16 protein-coding genes and 1 pseudogene are annotated in these 14256 nt (G+C 60.9%); 8 read left to right on the top strand and 9 right to left on the bottom strand.

Annotation, left to right across the window (positions count from 1 at the left end; all coding sequences use genetic code 11):
• Nucleotides 1–232: 232 nt before the first annotated feature.
• The 5 genes from BM160_RS02300 to BM160_RS02320 form a co-directional block, all read right to left on the bottom strand.
• Nucleotides 233–1060 carry an IclR family transcriptional regulator gene (locus tag BM160_RS02300; RefSeq protein WP_091999797.1) on the bottom strand — a complete coding sequence of 276 codons (828 nt, stop codon included), beginning with the start codon at nt 1058–1060 and terminating at the stop codon, nt 233–235.
• A gap of 60 nt (nt 1061–1120) precedes the next feature.
• Nucleotides 1121–1840: an SDR family NAD(P)-dependent oxidoreductase gene (locus tag BM160_RS02305; RefSeq protein WP_092000425.1), complete on the bottom strand. Its 720-nt coding sequence runs from the start codon at nt 1838–1840 to the stop codon at nt 1121–1123.
• A gap of 139 nt (nt 1841–1979) precedes the next feature.
• Nucleotides 1980–2972 (bottom strand): tripartite tricarboxylate transporter substrate binding protein, encoded by a 993-nt coding sequence (locus BM160_RS02310; RefSeq protein ID WP_091999800.1) that lies wholly within the window; start codon nt 2970–2972, stop codon nt 1980–1982.
• A gap of 65 nt (nt 2973–3037) precedes the next feature.
• Nucleotides 3038–3769: an SDR family NAD(P)-dependent oxidoreductase gene (locus tag BM160_RS02315; RefSeq protein WP_091999805.1), complete on the bottom strand. Its 732-nt coding sequence runs from the start codon at nt 3767–3769 to the stop codon at nt 3038–3040.
• 1 nt (nt 3770) lies between these two features.
• Complete coding sequence (locus BM160_RS02320; protein ID WP_092000428.1) at nt 3771–4298, bottom strand: 2,4'-dihydroxyacetophenone dioxygenase family protein; 528 nt, start codon at nt 4296–4298, stop codon at nt 3771–3773.
• 292 nt (nt 4299–4590) lie between these two features.
• Between BM160_RS02320 and BM160_RS22075 the strand changes: the two genes are divergently transcribed.
• The gene (locus BM160_RS22075; protein WP_143093161.1) at nt 4591–4926 is read left to right on the top strand and encodes an MASE1 domain-containing protein; all 336 of its coding nucleotides are present in this window, start codon (nt 4591–4593) and stop codon (nt 4924–4926) included.
• Between the two features lie 11 nt (nt 4927–4937).
• A complete protein-coding gene (locus BM160_RS22710; RefSeq protein ID WP_255368570.1) occupies nt 4938–6164 on the top strand; it encodes an acyl-CoA-binding protein in 1227 nt (408 codons plus the stop codon).
• 79 nt (nt 6165–6243) lie between these two features.
• Here the strand turns inward: BM160_RS22710 and BM160_RS02330 are convergent, their stop codons facing one another.
• Entirely contained in the window at nt 6244–7077 is an 834-nt protein-coding gene (locus BM160_RS02330; RefSeq protein WP_091999810.1) for an undecaprenyl-diphosphate phosphatase, read from the bottom strand.
• A gap of 86 nt (nt 7078–7163) precedes the next feature.
• On the opposite strand from BM160_RS02330, the gene BM160_RS02335 reads away from it, so the two are divergent.
• On the top strand, nt 7164–7805 hold the full coding sequence (locus BM160_RS02335; protein WP_091999813.1) for a DUF924 family protein: 642 nt from the start codon (nt 7164–7166) through the stop codon (nt 7803–7805).
• Between the two features lie 207 nt (nt 7806–8012).
• A complete protein-coding gene (locus tag BM160_RS02340) occupies nt 8013–8567 on the top strand; it encodes a DUF3455 domain-containing protein (RefSeq protein ID WP_091999816.1) in 555 nt (184 codons plus the stop codon).
• Nucleotides 8568–8670: 103 nt separating this feature from the next.
• Here BM160_RS02340 and BM160_RS02345 read toward each other — a convergent pair whose 3' ends face one another.
• Nucleotides 8671–9087 (bottom strand): hypothetical protein, encoded by a 417-nt coding sequence (locus tag BM160_RS02345; RefSeq protein WP_091999820.1) that lies wholly within the window; start codon nt 9085–9087, stop codon nt 8671–8673.
• Between the two features lie 139 nt (nt 9088–9226).
• Between BM160_RS02345 and BM160_RS02350 the strand changes: the two genes are divergently transcribed.
• Nucleotides 9227–11044, top strand: a complete 1818-nt coding sequence (locus BM160_RS02350) for a glutamine--tRNA ligase/YqeY domain fusion protein (protein ID WP_091999823.1) — start codon at nt 9227–9229, stop codon at nt 11042–11044.
• A gap of 1 nt (nt 11045) precedes the next feature.
• Nucleotides 11046–12404 carry a hypothetical protein gene (locus BM160_RS02355; protein ID WP_091999826.1) on the top strand — a complete coding sequence of 453 codons (1359 nt, stop codon included), beginning with the start codon at nt 11046–11048 and terminating at the stop codon, nt 12402–12404.
• 87 nt (nt 12405–12491) lie between these two features.
• Here BM160_RS02355 and BM160_RS22885 read toward each other — a convergent pair whose 3' ends face one another.
• Nucleotides 12492–12617, bottom strand: a complete 126-nt coding sequence (locus BM160_RS22885) for a hypothetical protein (RefSeq protein ID WP_255368572.1) — start codon at nt 12615–12617, stop codon at nt 12492–12494.
• 221 nt (nt 12618–12838) lie between these two features.
• Between BM160_RS22885 and BM160_RS02360 the strand changes: the two genes are divergently transcribed.
• Nucleotides 12839–13285 (top strand): RcnB family protein, encoded by a 447-nt coding sequence (locus BM160_RS02360; protein ID WP_255368573.1) that lies wholly within the window; start codon nt 12839–12841, stop codon nt 13283–13285.
• A gap of 194 nt (nt 13286–13479) precedes the next feature.
• On the opposite strand, the pseudogene BM160_RS22080 reads toward BM160_RS02360, so the two are convergent.
• A pseudogene (locus tag BM160_RS22080) lies at nt 13480–13602 on the bottom strand (SOS response-associated peptidase); the annotation flags it as partial.
• Between the two features lie 206 nt (nt 13603–13808).
• Here BM160_RS22080 and BM160_RS02370 point away from each other — a divergent pair.
• Entirely contained in the window at nt 13809–14255 is a 447-nt protein-coding gene (locus BM160_RS02370) for an RcnB family protein (RefSeq protein ID WP_255368575.1), read from the top strand.
• Nucleotide 14256 lies beyond the last annotated feature (1 nt).

Below are 14256 nucleotides of genomic sequence, written 5' to 3' on the forward strand. Positions count from 1 at the left end.
GGAGCGCAGGGCCAGGCGGATCAGGGCCGCGCGCTGTTTGAGCGCAACGCAGTGAAGCGAGTTTGCGCGGACCCCGCTTGGACCGAGCACCGCAGGGTGCCCGTAGCGCAGCGAAGGGCCGCAGACAGCAGGGTCGCCTTTTCTTTGCTTACTTTCTTTTGGCGAAGCAAAAGAAAGTGAGTAGCCGCCGGGCTACCCCCGGCCAGCAACCCTCAAAAAAACCAACGCCCCCCTACAGAACATCCGCAGCCGAAAGCGCCGGCGTCTCGGCAATCCGCGCCGAGATAGCCCTGCAGGCCTCCAGCAGCGGCGCTACATAAGCCTGTTCCGGATTTTCCTTTTTCCGGAACATCAAGGTGCTGACGCTGATCGCGGCCACCGGCACGCCGCGGCTGCCCAGGATGGTTGCGCCGAAACAATAGATGCCCATCTCGTTTTCTTCGCTGTCCACCGACCAGCCGCGCGCTCGTATGCGCTGCAACTCGGCACGCAGATCGGTCAGCTCGACCAGGGTGTGTTCGGTGTAGCGCGGCAAGGTCAGCGTCGGCAACAAGGCTTCAAGTTCTGCCGTCCCCAGTGCCGCCATATAGGCTTTGCCCACCGCGGTGGCATGCAGGGACACGCTGGTGCCGATGCGGGAAGACATGCGCACGGCACTTGGACTTTCGAGCTTTTCGATGAAGACCATGGTGCTGCCATTGGGCACGGCCAGGTGCACGGTTTCACCCGTGACGTCGCGCAGCCGCTTGAGCTCGTCCACCGCCGCCAGGCGCAACTCGGAGCGCCCCCAGCTGCGACTGGCCAGCTGGATCAGCCGCGGCCCCAGCGCCAGGAAGGCGCCGCGCGTGGTCTCCACCAGCAGCCGCTCGGCCAGCAGGGCCGCGACGATGCGGTGCACCGTGGGTCGCGGATAGCCGCTGGCCCGCATCAGCGCGGCCACATTGAGCGGCTCGGTGGAGTCGGCCACCAGCTGCAACACATGCATGAACTTGGAGAACGCGGCCGTCCCCGCAACCTGTGCCGGGGCGGGTGGATGAGCGGGGGGCCGGGAAACAGGCATGGGCAAGTCGATGAGTATCTGGATGGAAGCGGGAGTGGACCGGATTATGCCGCCCCGCCCTCAGGCCACCATGTAGCCGCCGTCCACCGGCAGTATCACGCCGGTCATGAAGGCCGCGGCCGGCGTGCACAGAAACATGGCCGCCTGCGCCACATCGGCCGGCGTGCCCCAGCGGCCCAGTGGGGTGCGGGCCAGAATCGGGCCGGCGCGGGCTGGGTCGTCCTGCAGCGCCTGGGTTAAGGGCGTAGCGATCCAGCCGGGGGCAATCGCGTTGACGCGAATACCGTCGGCGGCATAGGCGATCGCCAGCGACTTGGTGAGTTGCGCCACCCCGCCCTTGCTGGCGGCGTAGCCAGGCACCAGGCCACCGCCGAAAAAGCTCAGCATGGAGGCGGTATTGACGATGCAGCCGCGGCTGGCCTTCAGGCGTTCGCGCGTGGCGGTGCAGACCCGCATGGTGCCGGTCAGGTTGACCGCCAGCACCTGCTGAAAAACTTCGAGATCATGCTCGGCGCCGCGCTTGATGATGCCGGCGCAGTTGAAAACAATGTCGAGCCGATCGATGTCGGCCAGCGCCGTATCCACGCTGGGCGCCGAAGTCACATCGCACTGCCGCACCTTGACGGCCGCGTCCAGCGTGCCATCGCCCGGGCCCAGGCCGAGGGCCGTGACGTCCGCACCCAGCGCGGCCAAATGGTTGGCGATCACGGCACCTATGCCCTGGGTGGCACCGGCGACCAGCGCCCGCTTGCCGGTGAAAAGTGCTGTCTGGTAAGTCATCAATAGTCCTGTGTCGTCAAAGGCAGAGAAAAAGGCGGCCAAGCCGCCTGGAGCCGTAGAAGCTATCAAATTAATAGCTGCTAGTGCCTGTAGCGTATGGGCTACAGGCCTTTTTTGCTTAAGAAACTGGTTTTTCGGCCTAGTTCTTGATGTTGAGCTTGGCCATCAGGGTCTTGAAGTAGGCGCTGTCCTTGGCCATGCTGGCCTTGAAGGCGGTGTCATCGGCATAGGCAAAGCCCAGGTTCTGCTTTTCCAGCACTTCGCGGAAGGCCGGCTCGCTGGACGCCTTGAGGGCCACAGTCTTGAGGTAGGCGACGACTTCGGGCGGCGTGTTCTTGGGCGCCGCGATGCCGCGCCAGGTGCCAATCGTCAGGTCAATGTTGCGCTCTTTGAGCGTCGGCACTTTCTCGAAGCCCTTGATGCGCTGGTCGGCCATCACGGCCAGCATCTTGAGCTTGCCAGCCGCCAGATAGGTGCTGACTTCCGCCGGACTCACGGCCACCGAGTCCACATGCCCGCCCAGCAGCGCCAGCACGGCCGGGCCCGCGCCCTGGAAGGGGATATGGTTGAACTTCACATTGGTCTTGTCTTCCAGCGCCGCGGCGGCCAGATGCCAGATCGAGCCATTGCCCGCATTGCCGACACCGATCTTGCCGCTGTCTTTGCGGGCGGCGGCGAGGTATTCCTCTATGGTGTTCCAGGGCGCATCGGCGCGCACGGTGATGGCGGCCTGGTCGGCGTTGAGGCGCGCGATCGGGCTGAGGTCGTCATAGGTGAACTTGGCCAGACCCATGTGCGGCAAGGTGGTGACTTCCACGGTCACCACGGCCAGCTTGTAGCCGTCGGCCTTGGCGTTGATCACCTCCTGCCAGCCGATGGCGCCGCTGGCGCCTGGCTTGTTGAGAATGATCATGCTTTGCGGCATGTGCTTGCGGCTGGCGTCGGCAAAGGCGCGGGCCAGTGCATCGGTACCACCGCCCGGCTGGAAGGGCACGACCAGTTCGACCGGGCGGCTGGGGAAGTTGCTGGCCGGGGTCTGGGCCTGTGCGCCCACCGTCAGGCCCGCCGTGACGGCGAACAGGGCGGGCAGGCTGGCCAAAACGGCCAGGCGGCGCTTGGAATTGATGTTCATGAAAAGTCTCCTCTAGGGTTGTGGTTATGGAATCGGGAAAACAAAGTCGTCCGGGCCAGCGTCCTTCAGTACGTGGCGCGCCCGCCGGAGAGATCGAAGACCGCCCCGGTGTTGAAACTGCAGGAGCCCGAACACAGCCAGGCCACCATCTCGGCCACTTCCTGCGTCTCGCCCAGGCGTTGCATCGGGCTTTTGTCGATCATGGTCTGCACATGAGCGGGCGACATCTGCGCCAGGATGGGCGTGCGCACCGCGGCCGGCGCAATCGCGTTGACCAGGATGCCGGCAGTGGCCAGTTCCTTGCCCAGCGATTTGGTCAGCGCCAGAACGCCCGCCTTGGCGGCGCTATAGGCCGAGGCGTTGGGCGTGCCCTCCTTGCCGGCCAGCGAAGCGATGTTGACGATGCGGCCACGGCCAGCCTGGCGCAGCTGCGGCACCACCGCACGACAGGTGTTGAACACGCCCAGCAGATTGACCTCCACGATGCGCGTCCAGGCATCCGGGTCATAGGCATCGAGCGCCACCGTGGGTCCGGCATAGCCTGCGCTATTGACCAGGAAATCGATGCGCCCCCAGCCCGCTACGGTTTCCTGGGCGGCCTGCTCCACGCCGGCCCTATCCGTCACGTCAACGCGCAAGGCATGGGCCTCGTCTGACGGCGCCGCCAGGTCCCAGACCACCACCGTGGCACCGCCGGCCCGCAGCTGCTGCGCCACCTCGGCGCCTATGCCGCTGGCACCGCCCGTGACCACGGCCACGCAGCCCGTGAAGTCGTAGCTTGCGTTTGCGTAAGCCATGTCAGCGAATGAATTGCTTGGTGTAGTCGGCGCCCAGGCCCACGGCTTCGAAGTGCTTGTTGCACATCTCGATCTTGGTGAACACGTCCTCGTAGCCCATGCCCTTGCCCCAAGGGTCGGTGTAGTACATGACACCGTTGACCTGAAAGAAGGTGATCATTTCCTCCACGTCTTCCGGCACGTACAGCGTGTGGGTTTCGCCGGGCGGCTCGAAAACGTAGCTGCCTTCCGTGGCCTCCCAGTCATGCTCCAGATAGCGCCAGCGCCCCTTGAGCACAAAGCCGTGCACGGCCTGCGGATGGCGATGACGGCTGAGCACGCCGGACTTGCGCACACGCAGCAAATTCGTCCAGTAGCCCTGGCTGGCGTTCAGGCACAGCGGACGGAACCAGACATTTTCGGCCTGCGGCACCCAGAGCCGCTCGTCCGTCGGAATCGCATGCTGCACGACGATTTCCGGCAGCGCATCCGGCGGATTCGGATATTGGTAAGGCATCAAGGGGGTGTTATCGGGGGAATCAACTGGCATTTCAATTTGTCCATATTGTAGATACATGATCCATATTGTAGACAAATGGAAAAATGACTCAAATGCGTAAATACCCTTAAACCAGATCTGCACGGCTAAAAAGCCCGCTCACGCAGCCCCAACGGCCGCCACATAGCCTCAAGCAGGACTGGCTAAACTAGCGCCACGTCATCAAGCGCCGGCCCCCAACAGCAGCCGACGCCTTCCAGGAAATTTCATGCCCCTGCCCTCAATCACCGCGTTTTGCCCGCGCTGGGCTTTGGCCTGACGGAAGCTCTTTCCGCCGGCCTGGGTGGCACGGCAATTTCGCGCGACCGGGCCCGAAGCTCAGACCCATGCGGGCAAGGCCTACGCCGGACTGCTGCTGGGCGCGCTGCTGACCTCGGCGCTGGGCGCCAGCATGGCCATCATGTTGTGGAGCTGGGCGCTGCCGCAGCCGCTGGCCCTGGCCTCGGAATGGCGGGTCTGGCTCTGCACCAGCTTTGTCGGCATCTTGCTGATCGCACCGCTGGTCACCGCCTTTGCCGGCTTTCGCGTCCAGCGCTCTGGCGGCATGGGCACGGCGCAGTTTGTGGCCGGGGCCACGACCCTGCTCATGTTCTGGCGCAGCACGAAACCTTTCACCTGATGGGCATGTGCATGGGAGCGCTGCTGGCCGTTGAACTGGCCAAGCGCCAGCGCCATACCCGGGGCCGGCTGATTGTGCTGGCGCCACCGATTTACCTGGACGGCTGGGCCACGCCCTGGTACGCGCCGGCGCGCCATCTGCTGTATCACGTGCCCGGCGTGCCGGCGCGCATGAAGGTCGAAGAAGAAGACCCCTTCGGCATCAAGAATGAACAGCTGCGCGCCATCGTCAAGGCCAAGTTTGCGCGCGGCGAAAACTTTCACTACCGCTGGGTGCCGCTGGCCTGCGTGCGCCAGGTCGACCGGCTGCGTGGCTGGGTCATGCGCGGACTCAAAACCATGGTCAGCGAAACCCTGGTCATCCATGCCCGCGAAGACGAACTCACCAGCCTGAATTCGGCCAACTACCTGGTCGAGCAGATAGGCGGCGCCAAGGCCCGCATGGTGGTGCTGGAGAACAGCTATCACATGATCTGCGTCGACAACGACCGCGAACAGGTGGCGCGCTGCGTGCTTGAGTTCTTTGGCGCCAGCAGCGCCGCCTCGCTGGGCATGGCCGTCGAAGACGCAAAAATGAGCCCCGAGGCCTTGCAGGCCTTTGCCGAGGAATTGCGCGCCAGCCTGGAGGCCGGTGACTTCGCCGGACTGATTGCCAAAGGCACGTCAGACATGGCCTGGTTCCAGCCCGGCCAGAACCGCGCCAGCGGCATCTACCGTGGCCACAAAGGCTTGCTCAAGCTACAGCAATGGGCCGCCGATGCAGCGCAGGCACCGGTTCGCTTCAGCGCTTTCGGCCAGCCGGTGTTCAATGCCGGCATGGCCGTCTGGCCGGCCACACTGAGCGCGGGCACCTTGCTCTCGCAAGGCGTGCTGGCCTTTGCCGTGCGCTCCGGCCGGCTGCTGGACGCGCGCTGGTTTCCCGACGAGGTGGCGCTGGAAGATGCGTATTTCGGCGAAGCCCTGGCCGTCAATGCCGGTCCGACCGAGCTGGAGCGCGCCTTTGAAGCCGCCGGCGTGGCCGTCAAAACCCTGAGCAAGCCGCCCGACAACGAAGCCTTGCTAGACCTCTATGCCCTTTACAAGCAAGCCACTGCCGGCGACGTAACGGGCGAGCGCCCCGGCATGATGGACATGGTGGGCCGCGCCAAATACGACGCCTGGGCCAAACGCAAGGGGCAAACCAGCGAAGCCGCCATGGCGGGCTACACCGAACTGGTGAAAAAACTCCAGCAAACCTGAAACACTGCGCCAAGAAAAAAAGGGTCCCGAACATGGTTCGGGACCCTTTTTACTTTCTCAGCTCAGCTGAGCGGCTTTATCAATCCGCCCACACCACCAGGCCGCTCCAGGCGGTGGCCAGCACCACGATGCCAAAGGCAATGCGGTACCAGGCAAAAGGCACGAAGCTGTGGCTGGCGATGTAGCGCAGCAACCAGCGAATGCACAACCAGGCGCTGATAAAGGAAAACAGCAGGCCGACGCCAAACATCGGCAGATCAGCCATGGACAGCAGCGCGCGCTCCTTGTACAGGCTGTAAGCTCCGGCGCCTATCAGCGTGGGAATGGCCAGGTAAAAAGAAAAATCAGTGGCGGCCTTGCGCGACAGCCCCATCAGCATGCCACCAATGATGGTGGAGCCGCTGCGGCTGGTGCCCGGAATCATGGCCAGGCACTGCACCAGGCCGACCTTGAGCGCGTCCATGGCCGTCATCTCCTCGACCGCATGAATGCGCGCCGTCGCCGGGTTACGCTGCTGGCGCTTTTCCGCCCACAAGATGATGAAGCCGCCAATGATGAAGGTGCTGGCCACCACCACCGGCGTGAACAAATGCGCCTTGATGGCCTTGCCAAACAACAGCCCCAGCAGCACGGCAGGCACAAAGGCGATCAAGACATTCAGCGCAAATTGCTGCGCCTGCTTTTCTGTTGGCAATGCCACCAGCGTGTCGCGGATTTTTTGCCAGTACACCAGAATCACCGCAAAGATGGCGCCGGTCTGAATGGCGATATCGAAGACCTTGGCCTTGTCGTCGTCAAAGCCCAGCAAGGAGCCGGCCAGAATCAGGTGTCCGGTGGAGGAAATCGGAAGAAACTCGGTCAGCCCTTCCACGATGCCCATGATGGCGGCTTTGATCAACAGTGCAATGTCCAACGCTGGCTCCTTAAATTGCTGCTGATTATCGCCGCCAGGCTTAAGGCGACCTGAACAGTTTTCGCCGCTGCTAAGCTCGGCCCACCATGACTGCACCCAGCGACCTCCCCCAACAAACCAGCACCCAGATCGCAGCTGCAAAAATTCTTGATTTCTGGCTGGCCGACGGCCTGAGCCTGGACTGGCCCACACAAGACCTGGGCCAGCGCTGGTTTGGTGGCGGTGCAGCGCTGGACCAGGACATCAGCGATCGCTTTGGCCCTCAGGTAGCTCAGGCCGTCGCGGGCGGGCTGCAAGACTGGGAGGCGCAGGCCCTGAGCCGGCTGGCGCTGGTGATACTGCTGGACCAGTTCACCCGCAATGTGTTTCGCGGCACAGCCAAAGCCTTTGCCGGCGATGCGCGCGCCCAGCAATTGGTGCTGCAGACGCTGGCCCGCCACGAAGACCTGCAGTTGCCCTGGGTCGGCCGCGTCTTCATGTACATGCCGCTGATGCATGCCGAAGACCCGGCCCTGCAAGACGAATGCCTTACCCGCTTTGCCCAATTGCAAGCGGATGCGCCCGCAGCACTGAAGCCGCGCCTCCAAGGCAACTTAGACGCCGCCCGCCAGCATCAGGCCATCATCGCGCGCTTTGGTCGCTTCCCCTATCGCAATGCGGCGCTGGGGCGGACGAGCACGGTCGAGGAACAGGACTTTTTGCGCCAGGGCCCGCGCTTCGGGCAATAGGCGCCCAGCAGCCGGGCAGCCAGCAGTTCTCCCAATGGCGGCGGGCAGATCAAAAACCGCCCATTTTTGCCTTATTCAGCGTTTTTTGAATCCAGTCCGCACTGCGCGCCGTACTAGCTCCAAGACGCCGCCAGCCGCAGGCTAGCCACGGACGTCTTGCCCATGCTGGCCCAACCGGGTCGGCGCATAGCAACTCAGGAGTTCAAAATGATGTTACGTACTGCCACCGCCTCAGCGTCTGTTCTGGCTGTTTCCCTGCTGGCCGCTTGCGGCAGCATGTCGTCCATGGCCCCCGCGTATTCGCAGGCCGGCCTGCCCGCCACGGTTCAGGTGCCGGCCGGCCACAAGGTTGCCATGGAAACCGTGGGCAGGGGTGACATTACCTACCAGTGCAACCCCAAGAAAGACATGGCAGGCCAGTTTGAATGGAGCTTTGTCGGCCCCAACGCCTGGCTCCATGACCGTAGCGGCAAACAAGTTGGCAAGTACTACGGCCCGCCCGCAACCTGGGAAAGCCTGGACGGCTCCAAGCTGACCGCCACGCAAATCGCCGTGGCGCCCAACGGCATGGGCAACATTCCCTCGCAACTGGTCAAAGGCAACCCGGCCACGGGCAGCGGCGTCATGAGCGGTGTGACCTACATCCAGCGCGTCGCCACCCAGGGCGGTGTTGCCCCTGATGCGGCCTGCACCGCAGGCAATGCGGGCGCCAAACAAGTCGTGAAATACCAGGCCGACTACATCTTCTACAAGGCCATTTAAGAGAAGAGTGCCGTGCTGGCGTCGTTACCATCGCTCAAACCACCAGCACTGACCCACAAAAAAGCCTGCATGAAGCAGGCTTTTTTACTCAGATCAACTCAGCTTAGCGGCGGCCGTCATGCCTGCCGCCATCGCGCTGGTAATACACCGGGGCATAACTGGGGCTGGGCTGAGCGTAATAGCCATGGTGATGCTTGCGCCAACCATGGGGACGGCCGTAATACACCGGCTGCGGCGCCACATAAATGGGCTGCTGCTGCACATAAACCGGGCGCGGCTGGTAGTAAACCGGTGCGGGTTGTACATAAACCGGTGCGGGCTGTACGTAAACCGGCTGCGGCATATACACCGGGGCCATATTGCCCACGTTCACCGCCACACCGGGGGCGCCCACGCCGACCGACCAGGACACGTTGTCTCTGGCCTGGGCGGCACCGGCAAAACCTAGAGCCGAGATTGCTAATGCGGCTCCGGCCAAGATCACAGAACGATTTGCCTTGATTGCGCTTGTATTCAACATAAGTATTTCCTTCGCAAGGTAAGAGGCATGAAATGCCCATGTGCTTATTAAACGCGGAACTTGGCTAATGGCTTACCGCATGCCCCGTTAAGAGCGTAGCCAAACGTAACCCCGCCCGGTGAGCGCCTAGAATCATGGGATGACTTCCCCCGCCCCCACCAAAGCCGCCAGCCCCGCCGACAAAGACGCCCACAAGCCCAGCAATTTTTTGCGCCAGATCATCGAAAAAGACCTGGCCGAAGGCACGTATGGCAGCCGCCGCTGGGGCGGTGGCCCGGGTGACGCCGCCCATCACGCCGCTGGCCAGCCCGATGCGGCCAAGGTGCGCATGCGCTTTCCGCCCGAGCCCAACGGCTACCTGCACATAGGCCACGCCAAAAGCATCTGCATCAACTTCGGCCTGGCGCGCGAATACGGCGGCGTATGCCACCTGCGTTTTGACGACACCAACCCCGAAAAAGAAGACACCGAATACGTCAACTCCATCATTGATGCGGTGAAGTGGCTGGGCTTTGACTGGGAAAGCCAGGGCCCCCACGGCCCGGAAACCAACCTCTACCAGGCCAGCGACTACTTCGACTTCATGTACCGCGCCGCCGAATATCTGATTCAGGCCGGCCACGCCTATGTGGACGAGCAGACCTCGGAGCAGATGCGCATTAACCGTGGCGACTTTGGCAAGCCCGGCACCGACAGCCCCTTCCGCGCCCGCACGCCCGCCGAGAATCTGGCGCGCTTCAGGGAAATGCGCGACGGCAAGCATGAAGACGGCTCCATGGTGCTGCGCGCCAAGATAGACATGGCCAGCCCCAACATCAACCTGCGCGACCCGGCCATCTACCGCATACGCCGCGCCACCCACCACAACACCGGCGACACCTGGTGCATCTACCCGATGTACACCTTTGCCCACCCGATAGAAGACGCGCTGGAGCAGATCACCCACAGCCTGTGCACGCTGGAGTTTGAAGACCAGCGCCCGTTTTACGACTGGCTGCTCGATCGCCTGTGCGAAGGCGGCCTGGTGGCCACGCCGCACCCGCACCAGTACGAATTTGCCCGCCTCAACCTCACCTATGTGCTGACCAGCAAACGCAAACTGGCGCAACTGGTGTACGACCACAAAGTCAGCGGCTGGGACGACCCGCGCATGCCCACCATCGTCGGCCTGCGCCGCCGCGGCTACACGCCCGAAGCACTGCAACTGTTTGCCGAACGCATAGGCGTGACCAAGAGCGACAGCTGGATCGACTACAGCACGCTCGAAGGCTGCCTGCGCGAAACCCTGGACGGCACAGCCCCGCGCGCCATGGCCGTGCTAGACCCCATCAAGCTGGTGCTGACCAATTGGGACGAAGTGATGGGTGCAGGCACGCTAGACGACTGCTCCGCCCCGGTGCACCCGCACCACCCCGATCTGGGCAAGCGCAACTTCAAGATCGGCAAGGAAGTCTGGATTGAACGCACCGACTACGAAGAAACGCCGCCCAAAGGTTTCTTCCGCCTCTTCCCCGGCAACAAGGTGCGCCTGAAATACGGCCACGTCATCGAATGCACAGGCGCCACCAAAGACGCCAGCGGCAATGTCACCGAAGTGCAAGCCACGCTGATCCCCGACACCAAGAGCGGCACGCCCGGTTCGGACAGCGTCAAGGTCAAGGGCGTGATCACCTGGGTCGGCGTGAACGATGCGGTGCAGGCCGAAGTGCGCCTGTACGAGCGCCTGTTTGTGGAAGCGCACCCCGATGCCGGTGGCAAGGACTTTATTGAAAACCTGAACCCGAACAGCCTGAAGGTACTGAAAGCCGTGGTCGAGCCCTCACTGGCTGCGGCCAAGGCCGACGACAAGTTCCAGTTTGAGCGCCATGGCTACTTTGCGGCGGATCGGGTGGATCATGCGGCGAGGAGGCCGGTGTTTAACTTGGCGGTGGGGTTGAAGGATTCTTGGGGGAAATAAGATGAATCGACAGGCTACCAGAGATCATTTTTTGGAGTCTGCCGCCGAGTGGATTTGCGATTCCTATTCACTGAGCATTCACTACCTCGCAACTATCGAACAGGGCATCTTCAACATTGTTGATGCAACCCTGTCTTTCTATCCGCTACCACCAGAAAAAGTCGATAACTTCGCGATCAAAGCTGGCAATCTGCTAGCTGGCCGAGAAATCTTCTCATCTTTAAAAAAAGATGAAATTCTTCAACGGCTTACCCAAGCGGCAAGCGGCCATCTGGAAGTGCACGATTTGCAACTGTCACTTCAAAGCGGTGCTGAGATGGACTACTACTCTGAAATACCGCATCGTGACACTGGATTCTCTGACCTCCATCTGATGGTTACGGGTGCCCACTTGAGACCCGCGTCATTATCGGAGTCAATAGTCACTGACAATGCACTGCGGCTTGCCACTCCTCCATTCGATGGTATGTCAGACATCTGCTCATGGTTGCAACTTACAGACACCAGAGTGAACGGCCGAGCGCCTTCAATTACTTTGCGCATTGGGCCGCCGGTCGACATAATTTTCGATGAAACAAAAGTACACAGGAACAAACTTCGATTGACTTTAAGCGCTCATCCGAAATTTGACACATCAAGACTGGTTCTAGCCACACGAGAATTCCCTGGGAGGGGTATCGAAACGCGCAAGCAGGCTAGTAATTTAATAGTGTGGAAGCAGGTCAAAAAGGGCCGACGATCCGGAGTTCTAAACTTGGACTTGACCAATGCAAACAGCGTATTGGCCATGTTGATAGTAGGCAGACGCACGGTAAGACGTAGGTGGTTCGATGACCCCGAAAAAGCAATAAATTCAAGATATGTTGCTACACAGTTATTCGACAAGGATCTCAAACAGCTAAAGCACGCCCTACTTGAGGCAGTGGATTCGGTTAGGTTTGAACAAGGAGTTGCTTCGCTGCTCTTCCTATTAGGCTTTTCAAGTGCAATTCAGGTCGAAACACAGGCACCGGACATTCTCGTCACGTCCCCCGGGGGGAAACTCGCTATCGTTGAATGCACTACAAAAATCTCCGATTTTCAGAACAAACTCGGGAAATTAGTTGATAGACGAAACGCACTCATGAAGACGCTGGAGACTACTGGACACAACCTTCAGGTCTATGCATTTTTAGCTTGTGGTCTGCCCAAAGCACAAATTGCTGTTGAGGAACGTCAGTTAACTCAACATCAAGTCACTCTATTCAGCAGGGAAAACATTAGTCTAGCGTTTGACCAATTACGCACCCCAACAAGTCCGGACGAAATGCTCGACCGAGCGGCTGCGCTATTGTCTGAAAAACGAAATGCAATCGCCTAAACAATTAAAGCGCCATTTCAACTTTTCCCGAGTAAGTGAATCGGGTCTCATTTTTTCTGAGTAAGGTGAATTAGGGTCAAACTCCAATTACTCACTGGCGCCGATCAACTCAGGTACTTCTTCAACGGCTAGGCCCGCATGAACTCCCCGGCCTTCTCCGAGCAGGCGCTCAGCCAGGCCGTCGTACACGCCCATTTTCAGGATCGCCAGCATTCGCGTTTTATTGCCGGGCTACCAACACAATAGGCTGCAGAGCCCATAAACAAAAATCTCCGTCCTCAGGAGTGAAACCAAATCCCGCGCGCCCTGCGTAAAGGAAGGCCAGCCTCAAAGCACAACTGGCTACCCTTCTTTGCACGAACTGCCCGCGCGGTATACATACAAGACACATGGGCCACGCACCATGGAGGCTCATGAACACAAGGAGCCACATCATGACAACCATGAAGTCCACCACCATCGCTTGTGCGATTGCCGTAGCCGGCATGGGGTTCAGTTCGCTCTCGTTTGCACAGCACAACGATTGGCGCACCCCATCCCAGGCGCGGCCGCCGGTTCAGCAGTACGGGCCTCAATATGGGCCACAACCCAGCCACCCCTCCCATGTGCGCCCTGTTGAAAGCCGCCCTGCAAACCGTTATGACCACGGCGACATGCGTAGAAACGATCGCGGTTTCTACTACAACGCACGCGGCCCGGAATTCAGGCGCGGCGGCTATATTCCGCGCGATTACCGCAACCGCCAGTACGTGGTGAACAACTACCGTGCCTACCACCTGAGCCCGCCCCCGCGCGGCCAGCAATGGGTGCAGGTGGGCAGCGACTATGTGCTGATCGCCATCGCCACGGGTCTGATCGCCAACATCGTTCTCAATCACTGAAACGGCGGCCTACAGGGGAGCCCGGGCGAGCCATGAGCGCGCCCGGGTTTTCACTGAAACCAATGGGAGAACTGGGGTCAGACTCCAACTAAACCTCGATCAACCAAGTTGCTTTTGAGGTGCCGCAATGACCTGGGCTGTATTGACGATAACGCAGCAGTTCACGCGATCCCCGGCGGCCGCCCAAGCGCTGATCAGCGGCCTTTCTCAACCGGATTAGCCGTCAGCCAGTTGGCCGGATAGGCCCGCATGAACTCCCTGACCTTCACCGAGCAGGCGCCCTCGTTCAGGATCGCCAGCATGCGTTTTTCGTTGCCGGACTATTGGAACAACAAGCCCCAGAGCCCATCAACAAAAATCGCCGTCATCAGGAAGCAAAGCCAAATCCCGCGCGCCCCGCCTAAAGGCAGGCAAATCTCAAGGCACAACTGGCTACCCTTCTTGCACAAACGGCCCGCACCATACACATACGAGACACATGCGCCACGCAGCATGAAGGTTCATAAATACAAGGAGCCATGTCATGAAAACCAGAAAATCCACCATCGTTTGTGCGATTGCCATTGCCAGCATGGGGCTCAGTTCGCTCTCGTTTGCCCAGGGCAACAATGGGCGCGACGCGCCTCACCAGGGGCGGCCGCAGATGCAGCAGCACGGCCCGCAGCTTGGCGCACCACCCAACCAGCACCGCAATGCTCGCCCCATGGACAACCGCGACGCAGACCGTTTTGACCACAGCGACATGCGTCGAAACGATCGCGGTCACTACTACAACGCACAAGGCCCGGAATTCAGGCGTGGCGGCTATATTCCGCGCGATTTTCGCAACAGCCAGTACTACGTGAACGACTACCGTGCCCACCACTTGAGCCCGCCGCCGCGCGGCCAGCAATGGGTACAGGTGGGCAGCGACTATGTGCTGATCGCCATCGCCACGGGCTTGATCGCCAACATCATTCTCAATCACTAAA

Source organism: Polaromonas sp. OV174 (assembly GCF_900112285.1).
Classification (GTDB): Bacteria; Pseudomonadota; Gammaproteobacteria; order Burkholderiales; family Burkholderiaceae_C; genus Polaromonas.

Bases quoted from the DNA above. Each gene is read 5' to 3' on its own strand.
- BM160_RS22710 (WP_255368570.1), top strand. From the start codon at position 4,938: ATGGGAGCGCTGCTGGCCGTTGAACTGGCCAAGCGCCAGCGCCATACC.
- BM160_RS22885 (WP_255368572.1), bottom strand. From the start codon at position 12,617: ATGCTGGCGATCCTGAAAATGGGCGTGTACGACGGCCTGGCTGAGCGC.
- BM160_RS02340 (WP_091999816.1), top strand. From the start codon at position 8,013: ATGATGTTACGTACTGCCACCGCCTCAGCGTCTGTTCTGGCTGTTTCC.
- BM160_RS02370 (WP_255368575.1), top strand. From the start codon at position 13,809: ATGAAAACCAGAAAATCCACCATCGTTTGTGCGATTGCCATTGCCAGC.
- BM160_RS02300 (WP_091999797.1), bottom strand. From the start codon at position 1,060: ATGCCTGTTTCCCGGCCCCCCGCTCATCCACCCGCCCCGGCACAGGTT.
- BM160_RS02355 (WP_091999826.1), top strand. From the start codon at position 11,046: ATGAATCGACAGGCTACCAGAGATCATTTTTTGGAGTCTGCCGCCGAG.
- BM160_RS02310 (WP_091999800.1), bottom strand. From the start codon at position 2,972: ATGAACATCAATTCCAAGCGCCGCCTGGCCGTTTTGGCCAGCCTGCCC.
- BM160_RS02335 (WP_091999813.1), top strand. From the start codon at position 7,164: ATGACTGCACCCAGCGACCTCCCCCAACAAACCAGCACCCAGATCGCA.
- BM160_RS02305 (WP_092000425.1), bottom strand. From the start codon at position 1,840: ATGACTTACCAGACAGCACTTTTCACCGGCAAGCGGGCGCTGGTCGCC.
- BM160_RS02350 (WP_091999823.1), top strand. From the start codon at position 9,227: ATGACTTCCCCCGCCCCCACCAAAGCCGCCAGCCCCGCCGACAAAGAC.
- BM160_RS02320 (WP_092000428.1), bottom strand. From the start codon at position 4,298: ATGCCAGTTGATTCCCCCGATAACACCCCCTTGATGCCTTACCAATAT.
- BM160_RS02315 (WP_091999805.1), bottom strand. From the start codon at position 3,769: ATGGCTTACGCAAACGCAAGCTACGACTTCACGGGCTGCGTGGCCGTG.
- BM160_RS02345 (WP_091999820.1), bottom strand. From the start codon at position 9,087: ATGTTGAATACAAGCGCAATCAAGGCAAATCGTTCTGTGATCTTGGCC.
- BM160_RS02360 (WP_255368573.1), top strand. From the start codon at position 12,839: ATGACAACCATGAAGTCCACCACCATCGCTTGTGCGATTGCCGTAGCC.